25 protein-coding genes are annotated in these 24,082 nt (G+C 65.8%); 22 read left to right on the forward strand and 3 right to left on the reverse strand.

Annotated elements, in window-relative coordinates; all coding sequences use genetic code 11:
* Positions 1–9: 9 nt before the first annotated feature.
* The 20 genes from ABNX08_RS05065 (at position 10) to ureG (ending at position 19,087) form a co-directional block, all read left to right on the forward strand.
* Positions 10–1,128, forward strand: coding sequence for an acyl-CoA dehydrogenase family protein (locus ABNX08_RS05065; RefSeq protein WP_022534077.1), 1,119 nt, complete (start codon positions 10–12; stop codon positions 1,126–1,128).
* Positions 1,129–1,288: 160 nt separating this feature from the next.
* On the forward strand, positions 1,289–1,732 hold the full coding sequence (locus tag ABNX08_RS05070) for a MaoC family dehydratase (protein ID WP_022534078.1): 444 nt from the start codon (positions 1,289–1,291) through the stop codon (positions 1,730–1,732).
* Positions 1,733–1,772: 40 nt separating this feature from the next.
* On the forward strand, positions 1,773–2,249 hold the full coding sequence (locus ABNX08_RS05075; protein WP_022534079.1) for a MaoC family dehydratase: 477 nt from the start codon (positions 1,773–1,775) through the stop codon (positions 2,247–2,249).
* A gap of 609 nt (positions 2,250–2,858) precedes the next feature.
* Positions 2,859–3,827, forward strand: coding sequence for a ubiquinol oxidase subunit II (cyoA, locus tag ABNX08_RS05080; RefSeq protein WP_022534080.1), 969 nt, complete (start codon positions 2,859–2,861; stop codon positions 3,825–3,827).
* 8 nt (positions 3,828–3,835) lie between these two features.
* On the forward strand, positions 3,836–5,809 hold the full coding sequence (gene cyoB / locus ABNX08_RS05085) for a cytochrome o ubiquinol oxidase subunit I (RefSeq protein ID WP_041681278.1): 1,974 nt from the start codon (positions 3,836–3,838) through the stop codon (positions 5,807–5,809).
* Between the two features lie 5 nt (positions 5,810–5,814).
* Positions 5,815–6,459: a cytochrome o ubiquinol oxidase subunit III gene (gene cyoC, locus ABNX08_RS05090; RefSeq protein WP_022534082.1), complete on the forward strand. Its 645-nt coding sequence runs from the start codon at positions 5,815–5,817 to the stop codon at positions 6,457–6,459.
* Positions 6,459–6,824, forward strand: coding sequence for a cytochrome o ubiquinol oxidase subunit IV (gene cyoD, locus ABNX08_RS05095; RefSeq protein WP_349609471.1), 366 nt, complete (start codon positions 6,459–6,461; stop codon positions 6,822–6,824). Before cyoC ends, cyoD begins: the two co-directional genes overlap by 1 nt.
* Positions 6,825–7,231: 407 nt before the next feature.
* Positions 7,232–8,488 (forward strand): urea ABC transporter substrate-binding protein, encoded by a 1,257-nt coding sequence (gene urtA / locus ABNX08_RS05100; RefSeq protein WP_022534084.1) that lies wholly within the window; start codon positions 7,232–7,234, stop codon positions 8,486–8,488.
* Between the two features lie 127 nt (positions 8,489–8,615).
* Positions 8,616–10,259 carry an urea ABC transporter permease subunit UrtB gene (gene urtB / locus ABNX08_RS05105; RefSeq protein ID WP_022534085.1) on the forward strand — a complete coding sequence of 548 codons (1,644 nt, stop codon included), beginning with the start codon at positions 8,616–8,618 and terminating at the stop codon, positions 10,257–10,259.
* Positions 10,259–11,464, forward strand: coding sequence for an urea ABC transporter permease subunit UrtC (gene urtC / locus ABNX08_RS05110; RefSeq protein WP_022534086.1), 1,206 nt, complete (start codon positions 10,259–10,261; stop codon positions 11,462–11,464). Before urtB ends, urtC begins: the two co-directional genes overlap by 1 nt.
* Positions 11,461–12,309 carry an urea ABC transporter ATP-binding protein UrtD gene (urtD, locus tag ABNX08_RS05115; RefSeq protein WP_022534087.1) on the forward strand — a complete coding sequence of 283 codons (849 nt, stop codon included), beginning with the start codon at positions 11,461–11,463 and terminating at the stop codon, positions 12,307–12,309. The genes urtC and urtD overlap by 4 nt, the downstream gene beginning before the upstream one ends.
* 2 nt (positions 12,310–12,311) lie before the next feature.
* A complete protein-coding gene (urtE, locus tag ABNX08_RS05120) occupies positions 12,312–13,004 on the forward strand; it encodes an urea ABC transporter ATP-binding subunit UrtE (protein ID WP_022534088.1) in 693 nt (230 codons plus the stop codon).
* Positions 13,005–13,126: 122 nt separating this feature from the next.
* Positions 13,127–13,996, forward strand: coding sequence for an urease accessory protein UreD (locus tag ABNX08_RS05125; protein ID WP_022534089.1), 870 nt, complete (start codon positions 13,127–13,129; stop codon positions 13,994–13,996).
* 31 nt (positions 13,997–14,027) lie between these two features.
* On the forward strand, positions 14,028–14,330 hold the full coding sequence (locus tag ABNX08_RS05130; protein ID WP_022534090.1) for an urease subunit gamma: 303 nt from the start codon (positions 14,028–14,030) through the stop codon (positions 14,328–14,330).
* 52 nt (positions 14,331–14,382) lie between these two features.
* Positions 14,383–14,994: a HupE/UreJ family protein gene (locus tag ABNX08_RS05135; protein WP_349609466.1), complete on the forward strand. Its 612-nt coding sequence runs from the start codon at positions 14,383–14,385 to the stop codon at positions 14,992–14,994.
* Positions 14,995–15,005: 11 nt separating this feature from the next.
* The gene (locus ABNX08_RS05140; RefSeq protein ID WP_022534092.1) at positions 15,006–15,311 is read left to right on the forward strand and encodes an urease subunit beta; all 306 of its coding nucleotides are present in this window, start codon (positions 15,006–15,008) and stop codon (positions 15,309–15,311) included.
* The gene (gene ureC / locus ABNX08_RS05145) at positions 15,308–17,026 is read left to right on the forward strand and encodes an urease subunit alpha (protein ID WP_349609464.1); all 1,719 of its coding nucleotides are present in this window, start codon (positions 15,308–15,310) and stop codon (positions 17,024–17,026) included. The genes ABNX08_RS05140 and ureC overlap by 4 nt, the downstream gene beginning before the upstream one ends.
* 28 nt (positions 17,027–17,054) lie before the next feature.
* A complete protein-coding gene (gene ureE, locus ABNX08_RS05150) occupies positions 17,055–17,720 on the forward strand; it encodes an urease accessory protein UreE (RefSeq protein ID WP_022534094.1) in 666 nt (221 codons plus the stop codon).
* Positions 17,721–17,750: 30 nt separating this feature from the next.
* Positions 17,751–18,443, forward strand: coding sequence for an urease accessory protein UreF (locus ABNX08_RS05155; RefSeq protein WP_022534095.1), 693 nt, complete (start codon positions 17,751–17,753; stop codon positions 18,441–18,443).
* Positions 18,444–18,457: 14 nt separating this feature from the next.
* Positions 18,458–19,087 carry an urease accessory protein UreG gene (gene ureG, locus ABNX08_RS05160; RefSeq protein WP_022534096.1) on the forward strand — a complete coding sequence of 210 codons (630 nt, stop codon included), beginning with the start codon at positions 18,458–18,460 and terminating at the stop codon, positions 19,085–19,087.
* Here the strand turns inward: ureG and ABNX08_RS05165 are convergent.
* Complete coding sequence (locus tag ABNX08_RS05165; RefSeq protein WP_022534097.1) at positions 19,084–19,542, reverse strand: helix-turn-helix domain-containing protein; 459 nt, start codon at positions 19,540–19,542, stop codon at positions 19,084–19,086. The two genes, ureG and ABNX08_RS05165, sit on opposite strands and share 4 nt — an antisense overlap.
* Before the next feature lie 588 nt (positions 19,543–20,130).
* Here ABNX08_RS05165 and ABNX08_RS05170 point away from each other — a divergent pair.
* Positions 20,131–20,640, forward strand: a complete 510-nt coding sequence (locus ABNX08_RS05170; protein ID WP_022534098.1) for a hypothetical protein — start codon at positions 20,131–20,133, stop codon at positions 20,638–20,640.
* A gap of 38 nt (positions 20,641–20,678) precedes the next feature.
* Here ABNX08_RS05170 and ABNX08_RS05175 read toward each other — a convergent pair whose 3' ends face one another.
* Complete coding sequence (locus ABNX08_RS05175) at positions 20,679–21,371, reverse strand: glutathione binding-like protein (protein WP_022534099.1); 693 nt, start codon at positions 21,369–21,371, stop codon at positions 20,679–20,681.
* 153 nt (positions 21,372–21,524) lie between these two features.
* A complete protein-coding gene (locus ABNX08_RS05180) occupies positions 21,525–22,787 on the reverse strand; it encodes an acyl-CoA dehydrogenase family protein (protein ID WP_022534100.1) in 1,263 nt (420 codons plus the stop codon).
* Positions 22,788–22,963: 176 nt separating this feature from the next.
* On the opposite strand from ABNX08_RS05180, the gene ABNX08_RS05185 reads away from it, so the two are divergent.
* A complete protein-coding gene (locus ABNX08_RS05185; protein WP_022534101.1) occupies positions 22,964–23,899 on the forward strand; it encodes a LysR family transcriptional regulator in 936 nt (311 codons plus the stop codon).
* The last annotated feature ends 183 nt before the right edge of the window (positions 23,900–24,082 follow it).

The raw sequence follows: 24,082 nt of genomic DNA on the forward strand, positions 1-24,082 counted from the left end.
ACACGCATCATGAACTTCAATCTCAGCGACGAACAGAAGCAACTGGCTGACGCCGTCCGCCGTTTTATCGACAAGGACTACGGCTTCGAGTCCCGCAAGAAGAACTACGAAAGCGCCGCCGGCTACGGCGAGGCCGCTTGGGGCTCGCTGGTCGAGCTCGGCCTGACCGCGCTGCCGGTGCCGGAAGAGCAGGGCGGCTTCGCGGGCAAGGCCCTGGACATGATGGTGGTGCAGCAGGAGCTGGGCCGCGGACTGATCGTTGAACCGTACCTGGCCACGGTGGTGGGTGCCTATGCGCTCGGCCTGGCCGGGGGCCAGGACGCGCTGCTGGAGCAGGTCGCCGGCGGCGAACTGAAGCTGGCGGTGGCCTTCAACGAGCCGCAGGCGCGTTATGAGCTGAACAACGTGCGCGTGACCGCGCGCGACGGCAAGCTCAGCGGCCGCAAGGTCGTGGTGGTGCATGGCGGCCAGGCCGACAAGCTGGTCGTGTCGGCCCGCAGCAGCGGCGCCGATGCCGACCAGGACGGCATCTCGCTGTTCCTGGTCGATGCCAAGGGTGCCGGCGTCAGCATCAAGGACTACCGCACCATCGACAACCTGCGCGCGGCCGACATCACCTTCCAGGACGCGCCGGCGCAACTGCTGGGCGAGGCTGGCAAGGCTTTCCCGATCATCGAGCAGGTCGCCGACTACGCCGCCGTGCTGCTGTGCGCCGAGGCCGTGGGCGTGATGGATACGCTCAATGCCGCCACGCTGGATTATGCCAAGACGCGCCAGCAGTTCGGCCAGCCGATCGCGCGCTTCCAGGCGCTGCAGCACCGCATGGTCGAGATGTTTATCCATGCCGAGCAGTCTCGCTCGATCACGCTGCTGGCCGCGGCCCGCTTTGAGGAGGCGTCGCCGGAAGAGCGCCGCCGCTATGTCTCCGCCGCCAAGGCGCGTGTGGGGCAGGCAGCCCGCACGGTCGGCCAGGAAGCGGTGCAGATCCACGGCGGCATGGGCGTGACCAACGAACTGCCGGCCGCGCACATGTTCAAGCGGCTGACGCTGATCAACACCAGCTTCGGCGACGTGGATCACCACCTGGGCAGGTTTGCCGCCCAGCCGGGGTTCCAGGAAGCCGCCTGAGCCAAGCAGGGCCAGACAGAAACCGCGCCGTAGTCCAGGCGCGGTTTTTTTCTTTGCGCGCTGTTAGGGGCGGGTTCCGCAAATACGGACGCTCGCCTGCCCCTGTCATGCGATCATCGTGCAGACAAGTCAACAGCCAGACACCACGGAGAGACAACCGATGCTGTATTTCGAGGATTTTGCAGTCGGCAGCCGCCGCGAACTGGGCTCCTACCTCGTCACGGAGGAAGAGATCCTCAGCTTCGCGCGGCAGTACGATCCCCAGCCGTTCCATGTCGACAAGGAAGCCGCCGCCAAGAGCATCTACGGCGGTCTGATCTCGAGCGGCTGGATGACGTGCTCGATCATGATGCGCCTGCTGGTGCTGAGCACCACCGGCAAGTCGGCCAGCATGGGTTCGCCCGGTGTCGACGAGATCCGCTGGCTCAAGCCCGTCTACGCAGGCGACACGCTCACCGTCGTGCTGAACGTACTGGATACCCGGCCGTCGCAGTCCAAGCCGGACCGCGGCGTGGTCCACACCCAGTGGGAAGCCACCAACCAGCGCGGCGAGCTGGTCTGCACGGTCAAGGGCATGGGCATGTACGGACGTCGGCCGGCCTGAGCGCAAGAACACCAACCCACCCATCGAGGAGACAACCGCCATGCGTACCATCGCATCGTTGGAAGAGCTGGAAGGCCTGCAGGGCCAGGAAGTCGCGGTCAGCGACTGGATCGAGGTGACCCAGCAGCAGGTCAACCAGTTTGCCGAGGCCACCGGCGACCACCAGTGGATCCACGTCGACGTGGAGCGCGCAAAGAAGGAGTCGCCCTATGGTGGCCCGATCGCCCACGGCTTCCTGACGTTGTCGCTGCTGCCCAAGTTCATGCACAACGCACTGCATATGCCGTCCAAGATCGGCGTCAACTACGGCCTGAATCGCGTGCGCTTCACCGCACCCGTGCCGGTCGGCAGCAAGCTGCGGGCACGCATCAAGCTGCTCAAGGTCGAACGGCTCGACCCGCTGCCGAAGTCGCCCGAACTGGTGGGCGCGCAATCCACATGGGAAGTGACGATCGAACGCGAGGGCAGCGAGCGTCCCGTGTGCGTGGCAGAGTCGATCACACGCCGGTACGGTTGACCCTGCGAGGTCGGTTCTGACGCACTGCGACAATATGCCACACGGTGTTGTCGCACCCGGCAAAGCCGCGCAATGCGCGGCTTTCTGCATATTTACATACGGATTTTGTGACGTTGACGCCGATCAAGACTCGCGCTGCGGTCAGCGTTGTCGATTGTCCGTTCAGCCGAACAGTGTGTTCTGTGGCGTTGGGTTTACCCGTAATGTTGCGTTGCGGTACAGTCGCGCCCACGATGTTTTACGTGTTGCACTCCCCGGCCGAAAACCGCGCCTGCCATGAAGGCAGGTCCGTCGGGAAGTGCAAAAACCTCGTATTCCAACGCTACCCGGCCGCTGTACTGAGCCGGGACCGTTCGCGGTTTCGGCCACCAGGTGCCGCAGCGCCGGCAAGGTCCCACAGGGCCTGCAGCGCGCGCAGTCAGTTGTCCTTCCGTGTTCATGGCGTTGCAAGGCCGCATGGTCCTCCGGCGTTAGATCCGCCGCCCGACCGCAACGCCAGCTAAGGACACGTCCTTCCGGTTTTCCCATAGCCCCACGCCTCTTGCGCGAGCATCAGGCGGTTTAGCCACGCTTTTGCCCAAAGCGCGGTGTAACCAAACCAGTCGTGACATGAAGAAACCCATACTGCCGCGTTGGACGCGGTTCCTGCCCTGCCTCGGCCTGCTCCTGCTCGCTGGCTGCAACATGACGCTGCTCGACCCGAAGGGGCAGGTCGGCGTCGACATCAAAGGCATCATCCTGATCGCCACCTGGCTCATGCTGCTGGTGGTGGTCCCGGTGATCGTGCTGACGCTGTGGTTTGCGTGGAAGTACCGCGCCAGCAATACCTCGGCACGCTATGAACCCGACTGGTCGCACTCCACCGCGATCGAAGTGGTGGTATGGCTGATCCCCTGCCTGATCATCATTGCGCTGGGCATCATCACCTGGAAGTCCTCGCACGACCTGGACCCCTATAAGCCGCTCGAATCCAACAAGAAGCCGGTCACCATCGAGGTGGTGGCGCTGAACTGGAAGTGGCTGTTCATCTATCCGGAACTGAAGATCGCCACGGTCAACCAGATCGCCTTCCCGGTCGACACCCCGGTGAACTTCAAGATCACCTCGGATTCGATCATGAATTCGTTCTTCATCCCGCAACTGGGCAGCCAGGTGTACGCCATGGCAGGGATGCAGACCAAGCTGCACCTGATCGCCAACGAAGCCGGCTCGTATGACGGCGTTTCCGCCAACTACAGCGGCGGCGGCTTCTCGGGCATGAAGTTCAAGGCCCTCGCCATGTCGAACTACGAGTTCGACCAGTGGGTCGCCAAGGTTCGCGCCTCGTCCACCGAACTGGGCGTTGAAGGCTACCAGACGCTGGCACAACCCAGCGAGAAGGAGCCGGTCACGTACTACGGCAAGGTGGAAGACCAGCTCTTCCACAGCATCCTGCACAAGTACATGGGCCAAAGCGGCGCCGCGCTGGCCGCCGACGGGTTCAAGGGCGGCCCGATCTGCACGTCGCGCAACACCCTCGGTGAAAAGCAGCTGTCGATGACCACGCCGGTGAAGCCGACGCTGGGCGCGCAATCCTAGGAGCAATGATGTTTGGCAAGTTGAGTTTGTCGGCGATTCCGTTTCATGAGCCGATCATCATGGTCGTTCTGGCTGGCATCGCCCTGGGCGGTGCCGCGCTGCTAGGCGCGATCACCTATTTCAAGAAGTGGGGCTATCTCTGGAACGAGTGGTTCACCTCGGTCGACCACAAGAAGATCGGCGTGATGTACTGCCTGGTCGCCCTGGTCATGCTGCTGCGCGGCTTCGCCGACGCGGTCATGATGCGTACCCAGCTGGCGCTCGCCACGAATGGCGCGACCGGCGTTCTGCCGCCTGAGCACTACGACCAGATCTTCACCGCCCACGGCGTGATCATGATCTTCTTCGTGGCCATGCCGCTGATGACCGGCCTGATGAACCTGGTCGTGCCGCTGCAGATCGGCGCGCGCGACGTGGCCTTCCCGTTCCTGAACACGCTGAGCTTCTGGCTGTTCGTGTCGGGCGCCATGCTGGTCAATGTCTCGCTGGGCGTCGGTGAATTCGCCAAGACCGGCTGGCTGGCCTACCCGCCGCTGTCGGGCCTGGACTACAGCCCTGGGGTAGGGGTGGACTATTACCTCTGGAGCTTGCAGATCTCCGGCCTCGGCACGCTGCTGACCGGCGTGAACTTCCTGGTGACCATCATGCGCATGCGCGCGCCTGGCATGACGCTGATGCGCATGCCGGTGTTCACCTGGACCGCGCTGTGCACCAACGTGCTGATCGTGGCCGCCTTCCCGGTGCTGACCGTGACCCTGGCGCTGCTGGGCCTGGATCGCTACGCCGGTACGCACTTCTTCACGAACGACGGTGGCGGCAACGCCATGATGTACGTGAACCTGATCTGGATCTGGGGCCACCCCGAGGTGTACATCCTGATCCTGCCGGCGTTCGGTATCTTCTCTGAAGTCATCGCCACGTTCTCGGGCAAGAAGCTGTTCGGCTACAAGGGCATGGTGTACGCGACCGCCGCGATCATGGTGCTGTCGTTCATCGTGTGGCTACACCACTTCTTCACGATGGGCTCGGGCGCCAATGTCAACGCGTTCTTCGGCATCACGACCATGATCATCTCCATCCCGACCGGGGTGAAGATCTTCAACTGGCTGTTCACGATGTACCGCGGCCGGGTCCAGATGACCTCGCCGGTGCTGTGGACGCTGGGCTTCATGATCACCTTCGTGATCGGTGGCATGACCGGCGTGCTGATGGCCGTGCCGGCTGCCGACTTCGTGCTGCACAACAGCCTGTTCCTGATCGCCCACTTCCACAACGTGATCATCGGCGGCGTGCTGTTCGGCTACCTGGCCGGCATCACCTACTGGTGGCCGAAGGCGTTCGGCTTCACGCTGAACGAGCGCCTGGGCAAGTGCGCCTTCTGGTGCTGGCTGGTCGGTTTCTACTTCGCCTTCATGCCGCTGTACGTGCTGGGCCTGATGGGCATGACCCGCCGCCTGAACCATACCGACAACCCGGCCTGGACGCCGTGGCTGTACCTGGCCGTGGTCGGCGTGGTGTTCGTGGCACTGGGCATCTTCTTCCAGGTGCTGCAGATCGTCGTGTCGATCCGCGACCGCAAGAAGCTGGCCGACGTGACCGGCGACCCGTGGGGCGGCCGCACCCTGGAGTGGGCCACCTCGTCGCCGCCGCCGTTCTACAACTTCGCGCACACCCCGGTGGTGCGTGACCTGGACGCGTTCGCCGACATGAAGGCCCGTGGCGAGACGCTGCCGACCGAAGGCTACGAGAAGATCCACATGCCCAAGAACACGGGCGCGGGCTTCATCATCGGCGCCTTCAGCCTGGTGTTCGGCTTTGCCCTGACCTGGCATATCTGGTGGATGGCCATCGTTGGCCTGGTGGGCATGATCTGGGCGTTTATCCACCGCAGCAACGACGACCATATCGACTACTACGTGCCGGCCACCGAGGTCGAGCAGATCGAAACGCGCCAACTGCAGCGCATTGCTTCGCAGGCCTAAGAACCATGTCGACTCAAGTCCTAGACCGCATCCCCGCGCAGGCCGGCGCCTCGGCTCACGCCGACGCCCATGGCCATGACCATGCGCACCACGATACCAGTGCCAATACGGTGTATGGCTTCTGGATCTACCTGATGAGCGACTGCATCATCTTCGCCGGACTGTTCGCGGCCTTCGCCGTGCTGCGCGGCGAAGTGGCAGGCGGCCCGTCGGGCAAGGAGCTGTTCGAGCTCAACTACGTGCTGGTGGAGACCTTCATCCTGCTGTTCTCCTCGATCACGTACGGCATGGCGATGATCTCGCTGCAGAACCGCAGCCTGAGCCGCGTGCAGGTGTGGCTCGGCATCACGTTCCTGCTGGGCCTGGCCTTCATGGCGATGGAAATCAACGAGTTCCACCACCTGATCGCCGAAGGCGCCGGCCCGGGCCGCAGCGCGTTCCTGTCGTCGTTCTTCACGCTGGTCGGCACCCACGGCCTGCACGTCGCCAGCGGCATGCTGTGGATGATCGTGCTGATGTGGCAACTGGCCAGGAAGGGCATCACCCCAACGCTGGTCAAGCGCCTGACTTGCCTGTCGCTGTTCTGGCACTTCCTGGACGTGGTCTGGATCGGCGTCTTTACCGTGGTCTACCTGATGGGAGCAGTGTGATGGCACAACACAACGCACCGGCGGCGCATGGCGCCCACGACTCGCACGCGCATGCCTCGCATGACACCCATGCCAGCTTCAAGTCGTACGCGATCGGCTTTATCCTGGCCGTGATCCTGACCGTGATCCCGTTCAAGCTCGTGATGGACGGGACCATGGACAAGGGCACCATCCTCTGGATCATCCTGGGCATGGCCGCGGTCCAGATCCTGGTCCACCTGAAGTACTTCCTGCACCTGGACTCGTCGTCCGAGCAGCGCAGCAACGTGGTCGCGCTGCTGTTCACGGTGCTGGTGCTGGTGATCGTGCTGGCGGGTTCGCTGTGGATCATGCACAACCTGAATACCAACATGATGGTGATGTAAGGACTGAAGTCCTGGCATCGAGAAACGGGGCCCCGCGAGGGGCCCCGTTTTTTTGCTGCGTGGCTTCGCTACAGCCTTAGGGTTTGAACGTATCTACGGGTTTAAGTGTGCGCTTAATATCCGGGCGGGACGCGCACCCCCCGTATGGGTCCGCCCGGTTCTGGCGCACGCCTTCGTCGTGATCGCGCACGCGATGCACTGTGGGTGCACGCATTTGTGCCGGCGCACTGTCTCAGTGCGCACGTGCAATGCACGCCCATGGTGCGCGCAGGGGTCGCCGGCCTCGTCGCGCCACGCCGGCCGCCAGTATCCGGCCTCAAACCGCCAGGACTCCAATGGCACGCTAGTTGCAGAAGCATCACCCGGGGAGCGTAGTCCCTGACTAACACCATAAACGGGAGCTGCAAATGCAACGACGTGACATGCTGAAGCTGTCGGCCATCGCCGCCGCGGCAATGATCGGTATCAGCCCGCTGGCCATGGCGCAGTCCAAGGAACCGATCAAGGTCGGTATCCTGCACTCGCTGTCCGGCACGATGGCCATCTCGGAAACGTCGCTGAAAGACGTGGCCCTGATGACCATCGACGAGATCAACAAGAGCGGCGGCGTGCTCGGCCGCAAGCTCGAGCCGGTGGTGGTGGACCCGGCCTCCAACTGGCCGCTGTTCGCGGAGAAGGCGCGCCAGCTGGTCAGCAAGGACAAGGTTGCGGTGACCTTCGGCTGCTGGACCTCCGTGTCGCGCAAGTCGGTGCTCCCGGTCTATGAGGAACTGAACTCGCTGCTGTTCTACCCGGTGCAGTATGAAGGCGAGGAAATGTCCAAGAACGTCTTCTACACCGGCGCGGCGCCCAACCAGCAGGCGATCCCGGCGGTGGAATACCTGATGAGCAAGGAAGGTGGCGGCGCCAAGCGCTTCTACTTGCTGGGCACTGACTACGTCTACCCGCGCACCACCAACAAGATCCTGCGCGCCTTCCTGAAGAGCAAGGGCGTTGCCGACAAGGACATCGAAGAGGTCTACACGCCGTTTGGCCACAGCGACTACCAGACCATCGTCGCCAATATCAAGAAGTTCTCGCAGGGCGGCAAGACCGCGGTGATCTCGACCATCAACGGCGACTCCAACGTGCCGTTCTACAAGGAACTGGGCAACGCCGGCCTGAAGGCCAAGGACGTGCCGGTGGTGGCGTTCTCGGTGGGTGAGGAGGAACTGCGCGGCATCGACACCAAGCCGCTGGTTGGCCACCTGGCCGCGTGGAACTACTTCATGTCGGTCAAGAACCCCGAGAACGACGCCTTCCGCAAGCAGTGGGCGGCGTGGGTCAAGGCCAACAACCTGCCGGGCGGCGACAAGCGCGTGACCAACGACCCGATGGAAGCCACCTACGTGGGCATCAAGATGTGGGCGCAGGCCGTGAAGAAGGCCGGGTCCACCGACGCCGACAAGGTGCGTGCGGCGATGTACGGCCAGACCTTCAAGGCGCCGGACGGCTTCACGCTGACCATGGGCGAGAACCACCACCTGTACAAGCCAGTGATGATCGGCGAAGTGAAGGGCGATGGCCAGTTCTCGGTGGTGTGGAAGACGCCGAAGGCGGTGCGCGCGCAGCCGTGGAGCCCGTTTATCACGGGTAATGAAGGCAAGCCGGACAAGGTGATGTAAGCGGACGCAAGTCCGTCTCCCTGGCGATAGCTTCCTGCTCCCGCAAGGCGGGGGAGGGAAGCGCGTCGCCCCCTTCTCGCACACCAGAACAACAAGGCGCATAAGCGCCGCCACTCCGCCAGCCCTTATGCGCCAACACCTCCCGATAAACGCGATGCCGTGGCTGCGCGCCATGCTGGCAGCGCTGCTGCTGGCCGCGGCGCCGTGGGCCGCGGCGCTGACGCAGGCTGACCTGAAGCCGCTGGTCGAAGACGATTTCGACGCCAAGACCGCCGCGCTGACCGCGCTGGCGAAGGCACCGCCCGAGCAGGCCGGCCCGATCCTGAAAGCCTTGCAGGACGATGCGCTGCAATACGCACCATCGGTCGGCATGGTGCGGCAGGACGGCGACAAGACCGTCGATGCGATCACCGGCAAACCAGTCTCGGTGAAGACCGACGAACTGGAATCGCTGACCCTGAACAACAGCTTGCGTGCACTGGTCGACAGCGCCGCCAGCAGCCTGCTGCTGCAGTCGCCCGACATCGCGGTGCGCGCGCAGGCGGTCGCCACGCTGCGCGCCCAGCCGGAAAGCGCCTCGCGCCCCGCGGTCGAAGCCGCGCGCAAGAACGAGGCCGATGCCGGCCTGCGCGCCAGCCTCGACGTGATCTGGGCCAACCTGGTGCTGGCCGAGCCGGCCGATCCTGCTGCGCATGACGCGCGGCTCGAGGCGATCCGTATCCTCGGCAACGACAGCAATCCGCAGAGCCGCCAGAAGCTGGCGCCGCTGGTGGAGCGCGACAGCGCCGGCAACTACCGCGAGCCCGACGCCGACGTTCGCCTGGCCGCCCAGCAGGCGCTGGACACGCTGCGCAGCGACCAACGCCGCGCCGAGCTGATTGGCAACCTGTTCGCCGGGCTGAGCCTGGGCAGCGTGCTGCTGCTGGCTGCGCTCGGGCTGGCCATCACCTATGGCCTGATCGGCGTCATCAACATGGCGCACGGCGAGTTCCTGATGATCGGCGCCTATGCCACCTACGTGGTGCAGTCGCTGTTCCGTGCCTACGCTCCGGGTGCGTTCGACTGGTACCTGCCGGCGGCGCTGCCGGCGTCGTTCCTGGCGGCGGCGGTGGTGGGCTTCGTGCTCGAGCGGCTGGTGCTGCGCCACCTGTACGGCCGTCCGCTGGAAACGCTGCTGGCCACCTTCGGCGTGAGCCTGCTGCTGATGCAGGCGGTGCGCACGCTGTTCGGCGCGCAGAACGTCGAAGTGGCCAACCCGGCCTGGATGAGCGGCGGCGTCGAATGGATGCCTGGGCTGGTGATCCCGTACAACCGCATCGTCATCATCCTGTTTGCGCTGGCCGTGGTGGCGGTGGCGTGGGCGGTGCTGAACCGTACGCGGCTCGGGCTGTTCGTGCGCGCCACCACGCAGAACCGCACCATGGCTGCCTGCGTCGGCGTGCGTACGTGGAAGGTGGATAGCTATGCCTTTGCCTTCGGCGCCGGCATCGCCGGGCTGGGTGGCTGCGCGCTGTCGCAGATCGGCAATGTCGGTCCTGACCTAGGCCAGGCTTACATCATCGACTCGTTCATGGTGGTGGTGCTGGGCGGGGTGGGGCAACTGGCGGGGACCATCGTCGGCGCGTTCGGACTGGGCATCATCAACAAGTTCATCGAGCCGTTCTACGGCGCGGTGCTGGCCAAGATCCTTGTCCTGGTGCTGATCGTGCTCTTCATCCAGAAGCGGCCGCAGGGACTTTTCGCGCTCAAGGGGCGCAGCGCGGAGGCATGATGCAGCGATTCCAATCGAATTCTCCCGCCACGCCGTTCCGGCTGGCGGTGCCAGAGCGCCAGTCGCTATTCTCGCGGCGCGGCTGGATGATGCTGGTGGCGGTCACGGTGATCGTCGGCATCGGCGTGCCGGTATGCGCGCTGGTGCTGCCGGAGGGCCATCCGCTGCACCTGTCGGCGTATGCGCTGACGCTGGTCGGCAAGATCATGTGCTTTGCGCTGGCGGCGATCGCGCTGGACCTGGTGTGGGGCTACTGCGGCATCCTGAGCCTGGGCCACGGGCTGTTCTTCGCGCTCGGCGGCTATGCCATGGGCATGTACCTGATGCGTTCGATCGGGCGCGAGGGCGTGTACAAGAGCGACCTGCCGGACTTCATGGTGTTCCTCGACTGGAAGGAGTTGCCGTGGTTCTGGCATGGCACTGAGCATCTGGGCTTCGCGCTGTTGCTGGTGGTGCTGGTGCCGGGCGTGCTGGCGTGGCTGTTCGGCTTCTTTGCCTTCCGCTCGCGCATCAAGGGCGTGTACCTGTCGATCATCACGCAGGCAATGACGTATGCAGCGATGCTGCTGTTCTTCCGCAACGAGACCGGCTTTGGCGGCAACAACGGCTTTACCGACTTCAAACGCATCGCGGGCTTTGCCATCGCCGCGCCGCAAACGCGTACGGTGCTGTTCGTGCTGACCTTCCTGGCGCTGCTGGCCGGGTTTGTCGCCTGCCGCTATATCGTTACCTCGAAGCTCGGCCGCGTTGTCACCGCGGTGCGCGATGCCGAGATGCGCGTGATGTTCTCCGGCTACAATCCGCTCGGCTACAAGCTGTTCGTGTGGACCTTCTCCGCTGTGCTGTGCGGCATCGCAGGTGCGTTGTATGTGCCGCAGGTCGGCATCATCAACCCCGGCGAGATGTCGCCCGGCAACTCGATCGAAATGGCCGTCTGGGTAGCCGTGGGCGGGCGCGGCACGCTGATCGGGCCGGTGATCGGCGCCTTCCTGGTCAATGGCGCCAAGACCGTCTTCACGGCCCACTTTGCCGAGTACTGGCTGTTCCTGTTGGGCGCGATGTTCGTGCTGGTGACGCTGTACTTGCCCGACGGCGTGACCGGCTTGTGGAATCGCCTGCGCGAGCGACGCGCGGCTGCTGCGCCGCCTGCACCAGAACCTGTTTCCGCGCCTGCCGTGGCGGCCCGCACCGGAGGTGAAGCATGAACGCCGCACTCGAACATGGCCAGGCGGAAAGCGGCGACGCCACCGGCCTGGGCCGGATCGTCGAGCCCGGCACCATCGATGTGTCGCACGGCCCGATCCTGTACCTGGAAGACCTGACAGTCCAGTTCGACGGCTTCCGCGCGCTCAACAAGCTGACACTGTCGATCGACCACGGCGAACTGCGCTGCGTGATCGGCCCCAACGGCGCCGGCAAGACCACGATGATGGACGTCATCACCGGCAAGACCGGCCCGCGCAACGCCAATGTCAGCGGCCGCGTGTTCCTCGGCCAGACCATCGACCTGATGCGCATGACCGAGCCGCGCATTGCCCAGGTCGGCATCGGCCGCAAGTTCCAGAAGCCTACCGTGTTCGAGCAGCACGCGGTGTGGGAGAACCTGGAGCTGGCGATGAAGGCCGACAAGCGCTGGTGGTCTTCGCTGCGCGCGCGCCTGACGGGGGAGGGGCACCGCCGCATCGAGGAGACGCTGGCGCTGACCGGGCTGGAGGACGAGGCCTACCGGCCCGCCGGCCTGCTGTCGCACGGGCAGAAGCAGCGGCTGGAGATCGGCATGCTGCTGATGCAGCAGCCACAGCTGCTGTTGCTCGACGAGCCGGTGGCAGGCATGACCGATGAGGAAACGATGCAGCTCGCGGCGCTGCTCAACGGCCTGCGCGGCAGCTGCTCGATGATGGTGGTGGAGCACGACATGGAGTTCGTTGCCGCGCTGGCTGGCGATGCCGGCAAGGTCACGGTGCTGGCAGAGGGCAGCGTGCTGGCCGAAGGCACGCTCGACAGCGTCAAGCGCGACGATCGCGTGATCGAATCCTACCTGGGAAGATAAGCATGCTGCAGGTCAATGCACTGAACCAGTTCTATGGCGGCAGCCATATCCTGCGCAACGTCAGCTTCGACGTGCCCGCCGGCAAGCTGACCACGCTGCTGGGCCGCAACGGCGTGGGCAAGAGCACATTGCTCAAGTGCCTGATGGGCGTGGTGCCGACGCGCAGCGGCAGCATCCAGTGGGAGGGCAAGGCGCTGGAGAAGAAGCCGCCCTACGAGCGCGTCTCGGCCGGGCTGGCCTACGTGCCGCAGGGCCGAGAGATCTTCCCGCGCCTGACCGTGGAAGAAAACCTGCTGATCGGCGCTGCCAGCCGCGCGCGTCCGTCCGGCGTGCCGGACCGGATCTACCAGCTCTTTCCCGTACTGCGCACCATGCGCCTGCGCCGCGGCGGCGACCTGTCGGGCGGCCAGCAGCAGCAACTGGCGATCGGCCGCGCGCTGATGAGCGAGCCGGGTTTGCTGATCCTGGACGAGCCTACAGAAGGCATCCAGCCGTCCATCATCCAGGACATCGGCCGCGCGCTGCGGCTGCTGGTCGACGAGTTCGGCATGACGGTCCTGCTGGTCGAGCAGTACTACGAGTTCGCGCGCCATATCGCCGACCACTATGTGGTGATGAGCCGCGGCGAGGTGGTGGCGCGCGGCGCCGGCGCCAGCATGGAGCAGGACGGCGTGCGGGAGCTGATCGCCGTGTAAGGCGGGCACGGCGCAGCGCGGGGAATTGTCGGCTGCGCGCCGCTTCCGCCCAGGCGGGTGGCGCGCTATGATGCCTGCAACCCCCGCCATCGCGCGCGCTCCGCCGCCGGCTTTTCCTTGCCATGCGTCATCCCGATTTCCCTTCGTCCCTCGCCGTGCCCGCCGCATGGCAGGCAACGCTGCGGCTGCGCTTTGCGCAACGCGGCGAACGCACCGCGCTGATTGAGCGGCGCCACCAGGGGCCGCTGCTGGTGCAGAAGCCGCTGTATCCCGAGGGCGGGATCTGCCACGTCGTCATCCTGCACCCGCCGGCGGGCGTGGCGGGCGGGGACAGCCTGGAAATCGACGTGACGGTGGAGGCGGGCGCGCATGCTGTGCTGGCCACACCGGGTGCGACCAAGTGGTACAAGTCGCTCGGCCGCGAGGCGGCGCAGTATGTGCGCCTCACCGTCGGGCCGGGCGCGCGGCTGGACTGGCTGCCGCAGGAGAACATCGTCTTTGACGATGCCCGCGCGCGCATTTCGACGGTGCTCGAGGTGGCGCCCGGCGGCAGCGCGATCGGCTGGGATGCTGTGGTGCTGGGGCGGCAGGCGTCGGGCGAGCAGTGGGCTCGCGGCGCGCTGTGGCTGGATACCCGGATCGGCGCGGGCGAGCGTGCGCTGTGGATCGAACAATCGCATTTCGAGGCGGCCTCGCCGCTGCGTACAGGGGTGGCCGGGCTCGACGGCCTGAACGTGCTGGGCACGCTGTGGGCAGTGGGCAAGAGCGCCACGCAGGAGCTGGCTGAAATGCTTGCCGACCGACTGCCTTATACGCCGGAGCTGCGCGCCGGTGTGACCTGCCTCGCAGCCAACGGGCAATCGATGCTGCTGTTGCGCGTGCTCGGCCGGCAGATGGAAGCCGTGCGCCACGTCATGGTGGATAGCTGGCAGGCACTGCGCGAGCCGATTCACGGTGTGGTCGCGCGGCCGCTGCGCCTGTGGGCAACATAAGCGAAAACATCCGTAGAACAAGGAACACAAGATGGAACTGACGCCGCGAGAGAAAGACAAGCTGCTGATCTTCACCGCCGCGCTGCTGGCTGAACGGCGCAAGGCACGCGGACTCAAGCTGAACTACCCGGAGGCGGTGGCGCTGATCACCGCCGCCATCATGGAAGGCGCGCGCGACGGCCGCACCGTGGCCGAGCTGATGCACGAGGGCACCACGGTGCTGAGCCGCGACGACGTGATGGACGGCGTGGCCGAGATGATCCCCGAGATCCAGGTCGAAGCGACTTTCCCTGACGGCACCAAGCTGGTGACCGTGCACCATCCCATCGTCTGAGCGCCACGCGCCGACGCCCGATCCCGAACAACAAGATCAACCGAGAGCCGACATGAATCGTACCGCCTGCCTGCGCCTTGCCCTGGGCACTGCCCTGACCGTTGCCGCCAGCGCCGCGCTGGCGCATCCTGGCCATGATGCCGCCACTGTCGGCGCCAGCCTGTGGGCCGGCCTGGCGCATCCCTTCACCGGCGCCGACCACTTGCTGGCGATGGCGGCGGTGGGCGTGTGGAGCGCGCTGATCGCGCGCTCGGCATCCGACACGATGCGCCTGCCGCTGGCTTTCATCGCGCTGATGCTGGTAGGTGCTGCGCTGGGGCTGTCCGGGGTGGCGTTGCCGGCGGTCGAGCCGATGATCGCTGCCTCGTTGCTGGTGATCGGCCTGCTGGTGGCGCTGCGTGCCAAGCTGCCGGCGTGGGCTGGCACGCTGCTGGTCGGCGGTTTCGCCGTGTTTCATGGCTATGCGCACGGCGCCGAGCTGCCAGGCACCGCGGGCGCACTGCCGGCCGTGCTGGCTTATGTTGGCGGCTTCGCTGTGTCGACCATGGCGCTGCACCTGCTCGGTATCGGCGCCGGCACGCTGCTGCGCCGCCGCGCCGGCTGGCTGGCGCGCCTGGCGGGCGCCGGCGTGGCGCTGTACGGCGCCGGCCTGCTGGTTGCCTGAGGAGGACTGCCATGATCCCCGGTGAACTGATGCCCGCCGACGGCGAGATCGAACTCAACGCCGGCCGCGCCACGGTCAGCGTGACGGTGGCCAATACCGGCGACCGTCCGATCCAGGTCGGCTCGCACTTCCACTTCTACGAGACCAACATCGCGCTCGCGTTCGACCGCGAGGCCACCCGCGGCTTCCGGCTGAATATCGCGGCCGGCACTGCGGTGCGCTTCGAGCCCGGCCAGACCCGAACCGTCGAACTGGTGGCGCTGGATGGCGACCGCATCGTCTTCGGCTTCAACGGCAAGATCATGGGAGCGCTGTGATGGCAAAGATTTCCAGGCAGGCCTATGCCGAGATGTTCGGCCCGACCACCGGCGACCGCGTGCGGCTGGCCGACACCGGGCTCATCATCGAGGTCGAGAAGGACTTTACCATCTACGGCGAGGAAGTGAAGTTCGGCGGCGGGAAGGTGATCCGCGATGGCATGGGCCAGAGCCAGCGCATGGCGAAGGACTGCGTCGATACCGTCATCACCAATGCGCTGATCGTCGACCACTGGGGCATCGTCAAGGCGGATATCGGCCTGAAGGACGGGCGCATCGCGTCGATCGGCAAGGCCGGGAATCCCGATATCCAGCCGGGCGTGACCATCGTGGTCGGGCCGGGCACCGAGGTGATCGCGGGCGAGGGCATGATCGTCACCGCCGGCGGCATCGATAGCCATATCCACTTCATCTGCCCGCAGCAGATCGAAGAGGCACTGATGAGCGGCGTCACCACCATGATCGGCGGTGGCACCGGACCGGCCACCGGCACCTTCGCCACCACCGTGACGCCGGGGCCGTGGTATATGGAGCGCATGCTGCAGGCAGCCGACGCCTACCCGATGAATATCGGCCTGCTGGGCAAGGGCAATGCCAGCCAGCAGGCGCCGCTCCTGGAGCAGGTGGAAGCTGGCGCGATCGGCCTGAAGCTGCATGAGGACTGGGGCACCACGCCGGCGGCGATCGATACCTGCCTGTCGGTGGCGGACGCGACCGACACTCAGGTGGCGATCCACACCGACACGCTTAACGAGGCTGGCTTTGTCGAGGTGACCGTCGCGGCGTTCAAGGGCCGCACCATCCATACGTATCACACCGAAGGCGCCGGCGGCGGCCATGCGCCCGACATCATCAAGGTGTGTGGCGAGGCCAACGTGCTGCCGTCGTCGACCAACCCGACGCGCCCGTACACCGTCAATACGCTGGACGAGCATCTCGACATGCTGATGGTGTGCCATCACCTGGATCCGTCGATTGCCGAGGACATCGCCTTCGCCGAAAGCCGCATCCGCCGCGAGACCATCGCTGCCGAGGATATCCTGCACGACCTGGGCGCGTTCTCGATGATCTCCAGCGATTCGCAGGCGATGGGCCGCGTGGGCGAGGTCATCATCCGCACCTGGCAGACCGCGCACAAGATGGCGCTGCAGCGCGGCAAGCTGCCGGGCGATCCGCACGATGCGCGCGGCGGGCACGACAACTTCCGCGTCAAGCGCTACGTTGCCAAGTACACCATCAATCCGGCGCTGACCCATGGCATCGCCCATGAAGTGGGTTCGGTGGAAGTCGGCAAGTGGGCTGACCTGGTGCTGTGGCGCCCGGCGTTCTTCGGCGTCAAGCCGAGCCTGATCCTGAAGGGCGGCATGATCGCCGCGGCGGCGATGGGCGACCCCAATGCGTCGATCCCGACGCCCCAGCCGGTGCACTACCGCCCGATGTTCGCGACGGCCGGCGGGGCGCTGCACCGCTCGTCGCTGACCTTCGTGTCGCAGGCGGCACTGGCGGCCGGCATCGGCGAGCGCTACGGGTTGGCCAAAACACTGTCGGCGGTGCGCGGCACGCGCACGGTCAGCAAGCGCGACATGGTGCACAATGACTGGCAGCCGCACGTCACGGTCGACCCCGAGACCTACCAGGTGGTCGCCGACGGCCAGTTGCTGACGTGCGAGCCAGCCACCGAGCTGCCCATGGCGCAGCGCTATTTCCTGTTCTGAACCACCGGGGCGGAGCCCCGGATCCCGCATGCTGAAGATCGACAAACTCCTGAGCGCCCCGCACGGCATCGCGCCGGTGCTGGTGCGCCGTGCTACCAAGCTGGTGCTGCCTTTCTCCGAACGTAGCAAGAGTCGCCTGCGGGCGGTGCTCGACAATGGTGAGGAAGCCGCGTTGTTCCTGCCGCGCGGTACCGTGCTGCGGGGTGGCGACTTGCTGGTGGCGGAGAACGGCAGCTTTATTGAGGTGCAGGCCGCCGCTGAAACCGTGCTGGAAGTGCGCTCGGATGATCCGCACGCGCTGATGCGCGCGGCGTATCACCTTGGCAATCGGCACACGCCGGTGGAGATCGGGCGCGATTACCTGCGGCTGGAATACGACCAGGTGCTGGCCGACATGCTGAAGCGGCTGGGCGTGCGCGCCGAGCGTGCGGAGTTGCCATTCGAGCCGGAGGCTGGGGCCTATGGCGGCGGGCACAAGCATGGGCATGATGCGACGTTTGCCGAGGACTATGCGGCGGCGCAGGCGGTGTTTCAGGAGCATCATGGGCATGATCACAGCCATGCGCATGACCATGAGCACGGGCACTCGCATGCGCACTCTCACTCGCATGGGCACGGCCATAGCCATGACCATGCCCACGATCATGGCGATCCGCATCATGTCCATGATGACCACTGTGGTCACAAGCGCTGACCCGCGCTGTCTGCATTGAGTCGCCGTATCATGCCCGGCCTTTCCCAACTCATCTCCCTGCTCCACCTCGCATCCCCCGCGCTGCCCATCGGCGGCTTCAGCTATTCGCAAGGCCTGGAGGCCGCCATCGATTGCGGCAACGTGCATGACGCGCCGACCGCCGAACGCTGGATCCGCGACAACCTGTTGCACGTGCAGGCGCAATGCGAAGCGCCGCTGTGGCTGCTGCTGCATCGCCACTGGCTGTCCGGCGACGCCGCGCAAGTGAAGGCATGGAACGACTGGTTCCACGCCACGCGCGAGACCTCCGAACTGCGGCTGGAGACCGAGCAGATGGGCTGGTCGCTGGCAAAGCTGATTGCGCAGATGGAGTGGGGCACCCCGGCGCTGCGTGACGCGCTGGCGGCGCTGTCGCCGGTCTGCCTGCCGACGGCCTTCACCGCGGCATGCGTGGCGCTGCAGGTCGATGCGCGCGACGGGCTTGCCGCCTACTGCTTCAACTGGGCCGAGAACCAGGTAGCCGCCGCAATCAAGGCAGTGCCGCTAGGCCAGGTGGCCGGGCAACACATGCTGCGCCGCCTGCACGCAGCGGTGCTCGATACCGTAGAGGAAGCCGTGCGCCGCGCCGATTCCGCGCCGCCACAACTCTCTACTTTTTCACCGATGCTGGGCCTGCTTTCCGCACGCCACGAAACGCAGTACTCCCGGCTGTTCCGATCCTGAATCCACACTTCACCATGACCCAGGCCCGTACCAAGAAGAACCCTCCGCTGCGCGTCGGCGTCGGCGGCCCGGTCGGCTCCGGCAAGACCACGTTGCTCGAGATGCTGTGCAAGGCGATGCGCGACCGCTATGACCTGGTCGCCATCACCAACGACATCTACACCAAGGAAGACCAGCGCCTGCTGACGATCTCCGGCGCGCTGCCGGCCGAGCGCATCATGGGCGTGGAAACCGGCGGCTGCCCGCACACAGCGATCCGCGAGGACGCGTCGATCAACCTGGAAGCGGTCGACCGCATGCTGGCCAGGTTCCCGGACGCCGACGTGGTGTTCATCGAATCCGGCGGCGACAACCTGGCTGCAACCTTCAGCCCAGAACTTTCTGATTTGACGATCTACGTTATCGACGTCGCCGGCGGTGAGAAAATTCCGAGAAAGGGTGGGCCCGGCATCACCAAGTCCGACCTGCTGGTGATCAACAAGACGGACCTGGCGCCGTACGTGGGCGCCTCGCTGGAAGTAATGGAAAGCGATGCGCGCAAGATGCGCGGCGCCCGGCCGTTCGTGATGGGCAGCATCAAGTCCGGGCAGGGCCTGGACGAGGTCATCCGCTTTATCGAACGGCAGGGCATGCTGGGCGTCTAGCCCCCGGTGTCGTCGGCGGCGCCGGGCTTGGTGGCGTGCCTGACATAGCCCACGGGCGGGCGGAAGCTGCCCTTGCCAGCCAGCGCCCGCGCCACCGCCGCCGCCACGTTCAGCTCGGGCTCGCTCAGTTCGGCCATATGGCGCACGGTGGCCTCGATCGCTGCCTGCTGCCGGTTACCGAAAGGCATGCGCGGCTGTTCCACTTGCAACTGGCTGGCGTTGTGGCGGCTGAAGTCCAGCAGGCTGAAGTCCAGCATTTCGGATGGCGGCACGGCAAGGGTCTCGGCCAGTGTGCAGATATTGATCAGCGCCACATTGCGCTTGCCGCCTTCGATGCCGCTCAGGTACGAGCGCGCCAGACCGCTTTCGAGCGACAGGGTTTCCTGGGACCAGCCCCGCTGCTTGCGTAGCCAGGCAAGATGCAATCCGAATAGTCTGAGATGTCGAGAAGTCATGGGGTCGTGAAGAGTTCGGAGTGGTCTGAGGCTAAGGGTTTGACCCTGAGGCCACGACAACTTATTCTCCTCCTCACTATCGGTGCCTGATCCGCGGAATAAGGGATGCGCCAGCCAACTTGGCGCGGCACGATGGCATGATCCGGACGGCCTGCATGGCCGTGCCAAACGGGCCACTGCGCAATGCCGCACGCAACGCTGACAAGCGTGCGGCATGCGTCGACGGGATACTTGCGTCCTGTCGCCCTGCCAGGGGAATTGCCATGCAGATCTTCACGCTGTTCGAGGCGCGGATGCGCGCCCTCCATTCCGGCCGCCATACCCCGGCGGACCTCACTCTCGGATTCCAGTCGCGCGTGCTGACCGCCTCGGCTGGCCTCGGCGATACCTGCGACTACGTCTTCCTCTGCGCCGGCGAGACACAGGACGCCTTTGTGGCAGACCGCAATGAGTGGTGGGGCTGCCTGCGCGGCGGCCTGCGCATGTCGGCGCCCGGGCACGACTGCCTGCTGATGGGCGGCGGCGAACTGTTCGCGCCCGCGCGGGGCGTGCCGATGCAGGTGCGGGCGATGGTCGACACCATCTTTTGTGCGCGCAGTGCCGCGGCAGCAGGACAATGCGGCGTGCGCGGTGTCGCTGCCGGAGGGCGCGCGCCGCTGCGCGCTGGGCAGCATCGCCGCGGTCGGGACGGAAGAAGCCGGGGGCAGCCCCGGCCAAGGCACTGGCGGGGCGGGGTATGGCGTGCAGCCGGCGTTCATCCAGCTCGACCCGTCCGTGGAGGACTGGGCCCGGCGCCTGCAGGCGCGCGGCCTGCGCTGGGCGCTGTGCTATCGCGGCGCGATCGGCCTGCATTGGCATGAGGCCCATGCACATGCCGGGGTCGACGTGGCCTTCCTGCAGCCTGGCGCGATCTACGCGCCGGATCCGCACGAGTCATGCCGCCTGGACGTGCTGCTGCCGGGGACCGGACTGCTGTGCTGCTTCGGGCCCGGCGATGGCATCGCCGTGGGCGCAGGCGGAGGTGTGAGCGGAAGCGGGCGCGCCATCCGGCACGCGGACGGGCGTGCCGCCGCGTGCCATGCGCTGGTGGCGGCCTGAGCGCGGAGGCATGGCGCCCGGGCCAGACCCCGGCGGCTTCAGTGCCGCTTGTACTGCGTCGCGCCGAACAGGACCTCGCGCGCCTTGTCGTCCTGCAGCGCCTTGCGCGCGCTGGCCAGCACTTCCACGCCGCGCTTGACCGCGGGACGCTCGGCGATCTCGTTGAACCAGCGCTTCAGGTCGGGATAGTCGTCCAGCTCCACGCCCTGGTTCTGCCAGCTGCGCAACCACGGGAAGGTGGCGATGTCGGCGATGGTGTATTCGTCGCCGGCCAGGTACGCGTGCTTCGACAGCTGCGTGTCGATCACGCCGTACAGGCGCCTGGCTTCGTTGGTGTAGCGGTTGACCGCGTACTCGATCTTCTCGGGCGCGTAGATGCGGAAATGGTGCGTCTGGCCCAGCATCGGGCCGACGCCGCCCATCTGGAACATCAGCCACTGCAGCGCCTGGTACTTGCCGCGCACGTCCTCGGGCAGGAACTTGCCGGTCTTGCCGGCGAGGTAAAGCAGGATGGCGCCCGACTCGAACAGCGAGATCGGCTTGCCGTCCGGGCCGTCCGGATCCACGATCGCCGGGATCTTGTTGTTCGGGCTGATCTTCAGGAAGTCCTCGCCGAACTGGTCTCCGGCGCCGATGTTGATCGGATGGACCTTGTACTCCAGGCCGCATTCCTCCAGCATGATGTGGACTTTGTGGCCGTTGGGCGTTGCCCAGGTGTAGACGTCGATCATCGCAAAAGGTCTCCTGGCTGCGATCAAAGTGGCCACATCAACCACTGACGTGGCGAACCGGGCGATTTAAGCACAGAAGAAAAAAACGCGCAGACGGGCTGCGCGTTTTCCATGCTGCCGGCAGGGGCGGGGCCCCTCGGCATGGCCCGACGGTCAGAAACCGCGTGCCACCGGCATCTTGATGCTGTCCGGGTTCACGTTCATGTGCTTGGCCAGCTCCAGCTTGGCGATGGCGTTGCGGTGCACCTCGTCCGGGCCGTCGGCCAGGCGCAGCGTGCGCTGATGCGCCCACCAGTTGGCCAGCGGGAAGTCGCTGGACACGCCGGCCGCGCCGTGGACCTGGATGGCCCAGTCGATCACTTTCAGCGCGACGTTGGGGGCGATCACCTTGATCATGGCGATCTCGGCCTTGGCCACCTTGTTGCCCACGGTGTCCATCATGTATGCGGCCTTGAGCGTCAGCAGGCGCGCCATCTCGATCTCGCAGCGGGCTTCGGCGATGCGCTCTTGCGTCACACCCTGGCTCGAAACCGGCTTGCCGAAGGCCACGCGCGACAGTGCGCGCTTGCACAGCAGCTCCAGCGCGCGCTCGGCCACGCCGATGCTGCGCATGCAGTGGTGGATGCGGCCCGGGCCGAGGCGGCCCTGCGCGATCTCGAAGCCGCGGCCTTCGCCCAGCAGGATGTTCGAGACCGGCACGCGCACGTCCTTCAGCTCGATCTCCATGTGGCCGTGCGGCGCATCGTCGTAGCCGAATACCGGCAGGAAGCGCTTGATGGTGATGCCCGGGGTATCGGCCGGCACCACCACCATCGACTGCTGCTCATGGCGGCCGGCGTCGGGATTGGTCTTGCCCATCACGATGTAGACCTTGCAGCGCGGGTCGCCCGCGCCCGACGACCACCACTTGGTGCCGTTGATCACATAGTGGTCGCCATCGCGCTCGATGCGGCATTCGATATTGGTCGCGTCCGACGAGGCCACGGCGGGCTCGGTCATCAGGAAGGCCGAGCGGATCTCGCCGGCCAGCAGCGGCTCCAGCCACTTGTCCTTCAGTTCTTCGGACGCGTAGCGCTCCAGCGTTTCCATGTTGCCGGTGTCGGGCGCGGCGCAGTTGAACACCTCGGCCGACCAGGGCACCCGGCCCATGATCTCGCACAGCGTGGCGTATTCCAGGTTCGACAGGCCCTGCGGCGCACGCGGCGAGCGCGGCAGGAACAGGTTCCACAGCCCGGCTTCACGCGCCAGCGGCTTCAGTTCCTCGATCACCTTGGTCGGCACCCAGGCGTTGCCCGCGCGGCGGTTGGCGTCGATTTCCTCCGCGAAACGCTTTTCGTTCGGGTAGATGTGCTGGTCGAAGAAGGCCAGCAGCTTGGCCTGCATTTCCTTGACCTTCGGGCTGTATTCGAAATCCATGTGGTCTCCTCGCTACGGATCAGTGGACGCCAGGGTGGGCGGCGGCGCCGTATTGCCTCGGCATCAGTGCGGCATGGGCCGATGGAATGCACTCTATCTGAAAGTCGATAATTAGAAAAATGAATTTTCTGGATTTGCCAGTATCAATTCCCTGCATTCCATGACAGAATCCACGCATGCAGCTCTCCCGCATCGACCTCAATCTCTTCGTGGTGTTCGACGCCATCTACAGCGAAGGCAGCATCACCGCGGCCGCGCGCCAGCTCAACCTGACGCAGCCGGCGGTCAGCCATGCGCTGGGCCGGCTGCGCACGCTGTTCGACGACCCGCTGTTCGAGCGGCGCGGCCAGGGCATGGCGCCCACGCCGCTGGCGCGCTCGCTGGCGGCCGAGGTGCGCACCGCGCTGCAGTCGTTTGCGCGGACGCTGCAGGACACGCCGCACTTCGACCCCACCAATACCGTGCGGCGCTTCACCATCGGCATGCGGGACGCGCTGGAATCCACGCTGTTGCCGCCGCTTATGGCGCGCGTGACCGCGGTGGCGCCGCATGTGGAGATTGCCGCGATCCGTTTTGACCGGCGCGAGATGGAATCCGAGCTGCTGGCCGGCACCATTGATGCCGCCATCGACATCCTGCTGCCGGTGTCGCCCGCCATCCACCATGCGCCGTTCATGGACGACCCGATGGTGGTACTGGCGCGGCGCGACCATCCGCTGGTCAAGAAGGAGCTGACGCTCGAGCGCTACCTGGCGGCCGAGCATGTGCATGTGTCGTCGCGCCGCCGCGGCGCCGGGCTGGAAGATCAGGCGCTGCACCGCATGGGCCTGACACGGCGCGTGCGCCTGCGCTGCCAGCATTACGCCGCCGCCTGCCGGGTGGTCAGCTGCACCGACCTCCTGGCCACGCTGCCGCTGCGCTATGCGCGTATCGCCAACGAGCCTTATGCCAACCGGCTGCTCTCGCTGCCCTTCAAGGTGCCGACGCTCGAACTGCACCTGTACTGGCATGCGGGCGGCGAGAACGACGGCGCCAATCGCTGGCTGCGGGAGCAGCTGATGGCGGTGATGGCGTCACTCGGCGGCACGGCGGATGTGACGAGCGCTGCCTGAGCGCTCCAGCATACGCATGGAGCCGACGCCAGGCGCCGGATGCGGCGCTCCGGTGCGCCGCGCGCGGGTCACACGTAAGCAATTGTTCACAGGCTAGACCCTCGCGTTTGACGCCAATACCATCGACCGGTCTTTCTGCCCCCGGCGCCTCCGGCGCGAGCCTCGTTCCATCCGGCGCTTGCG

Source organism: Cupriavidus sp. DF5525, from assembly GCF_040149425.2.
Classification (GTDB): Bacteria; Pseudomonadota; Gammaproteobacteria; order Burkholderiales; family Burkholderiaceae; genus Cupriavidus; species Cupriavidus pickettii_A.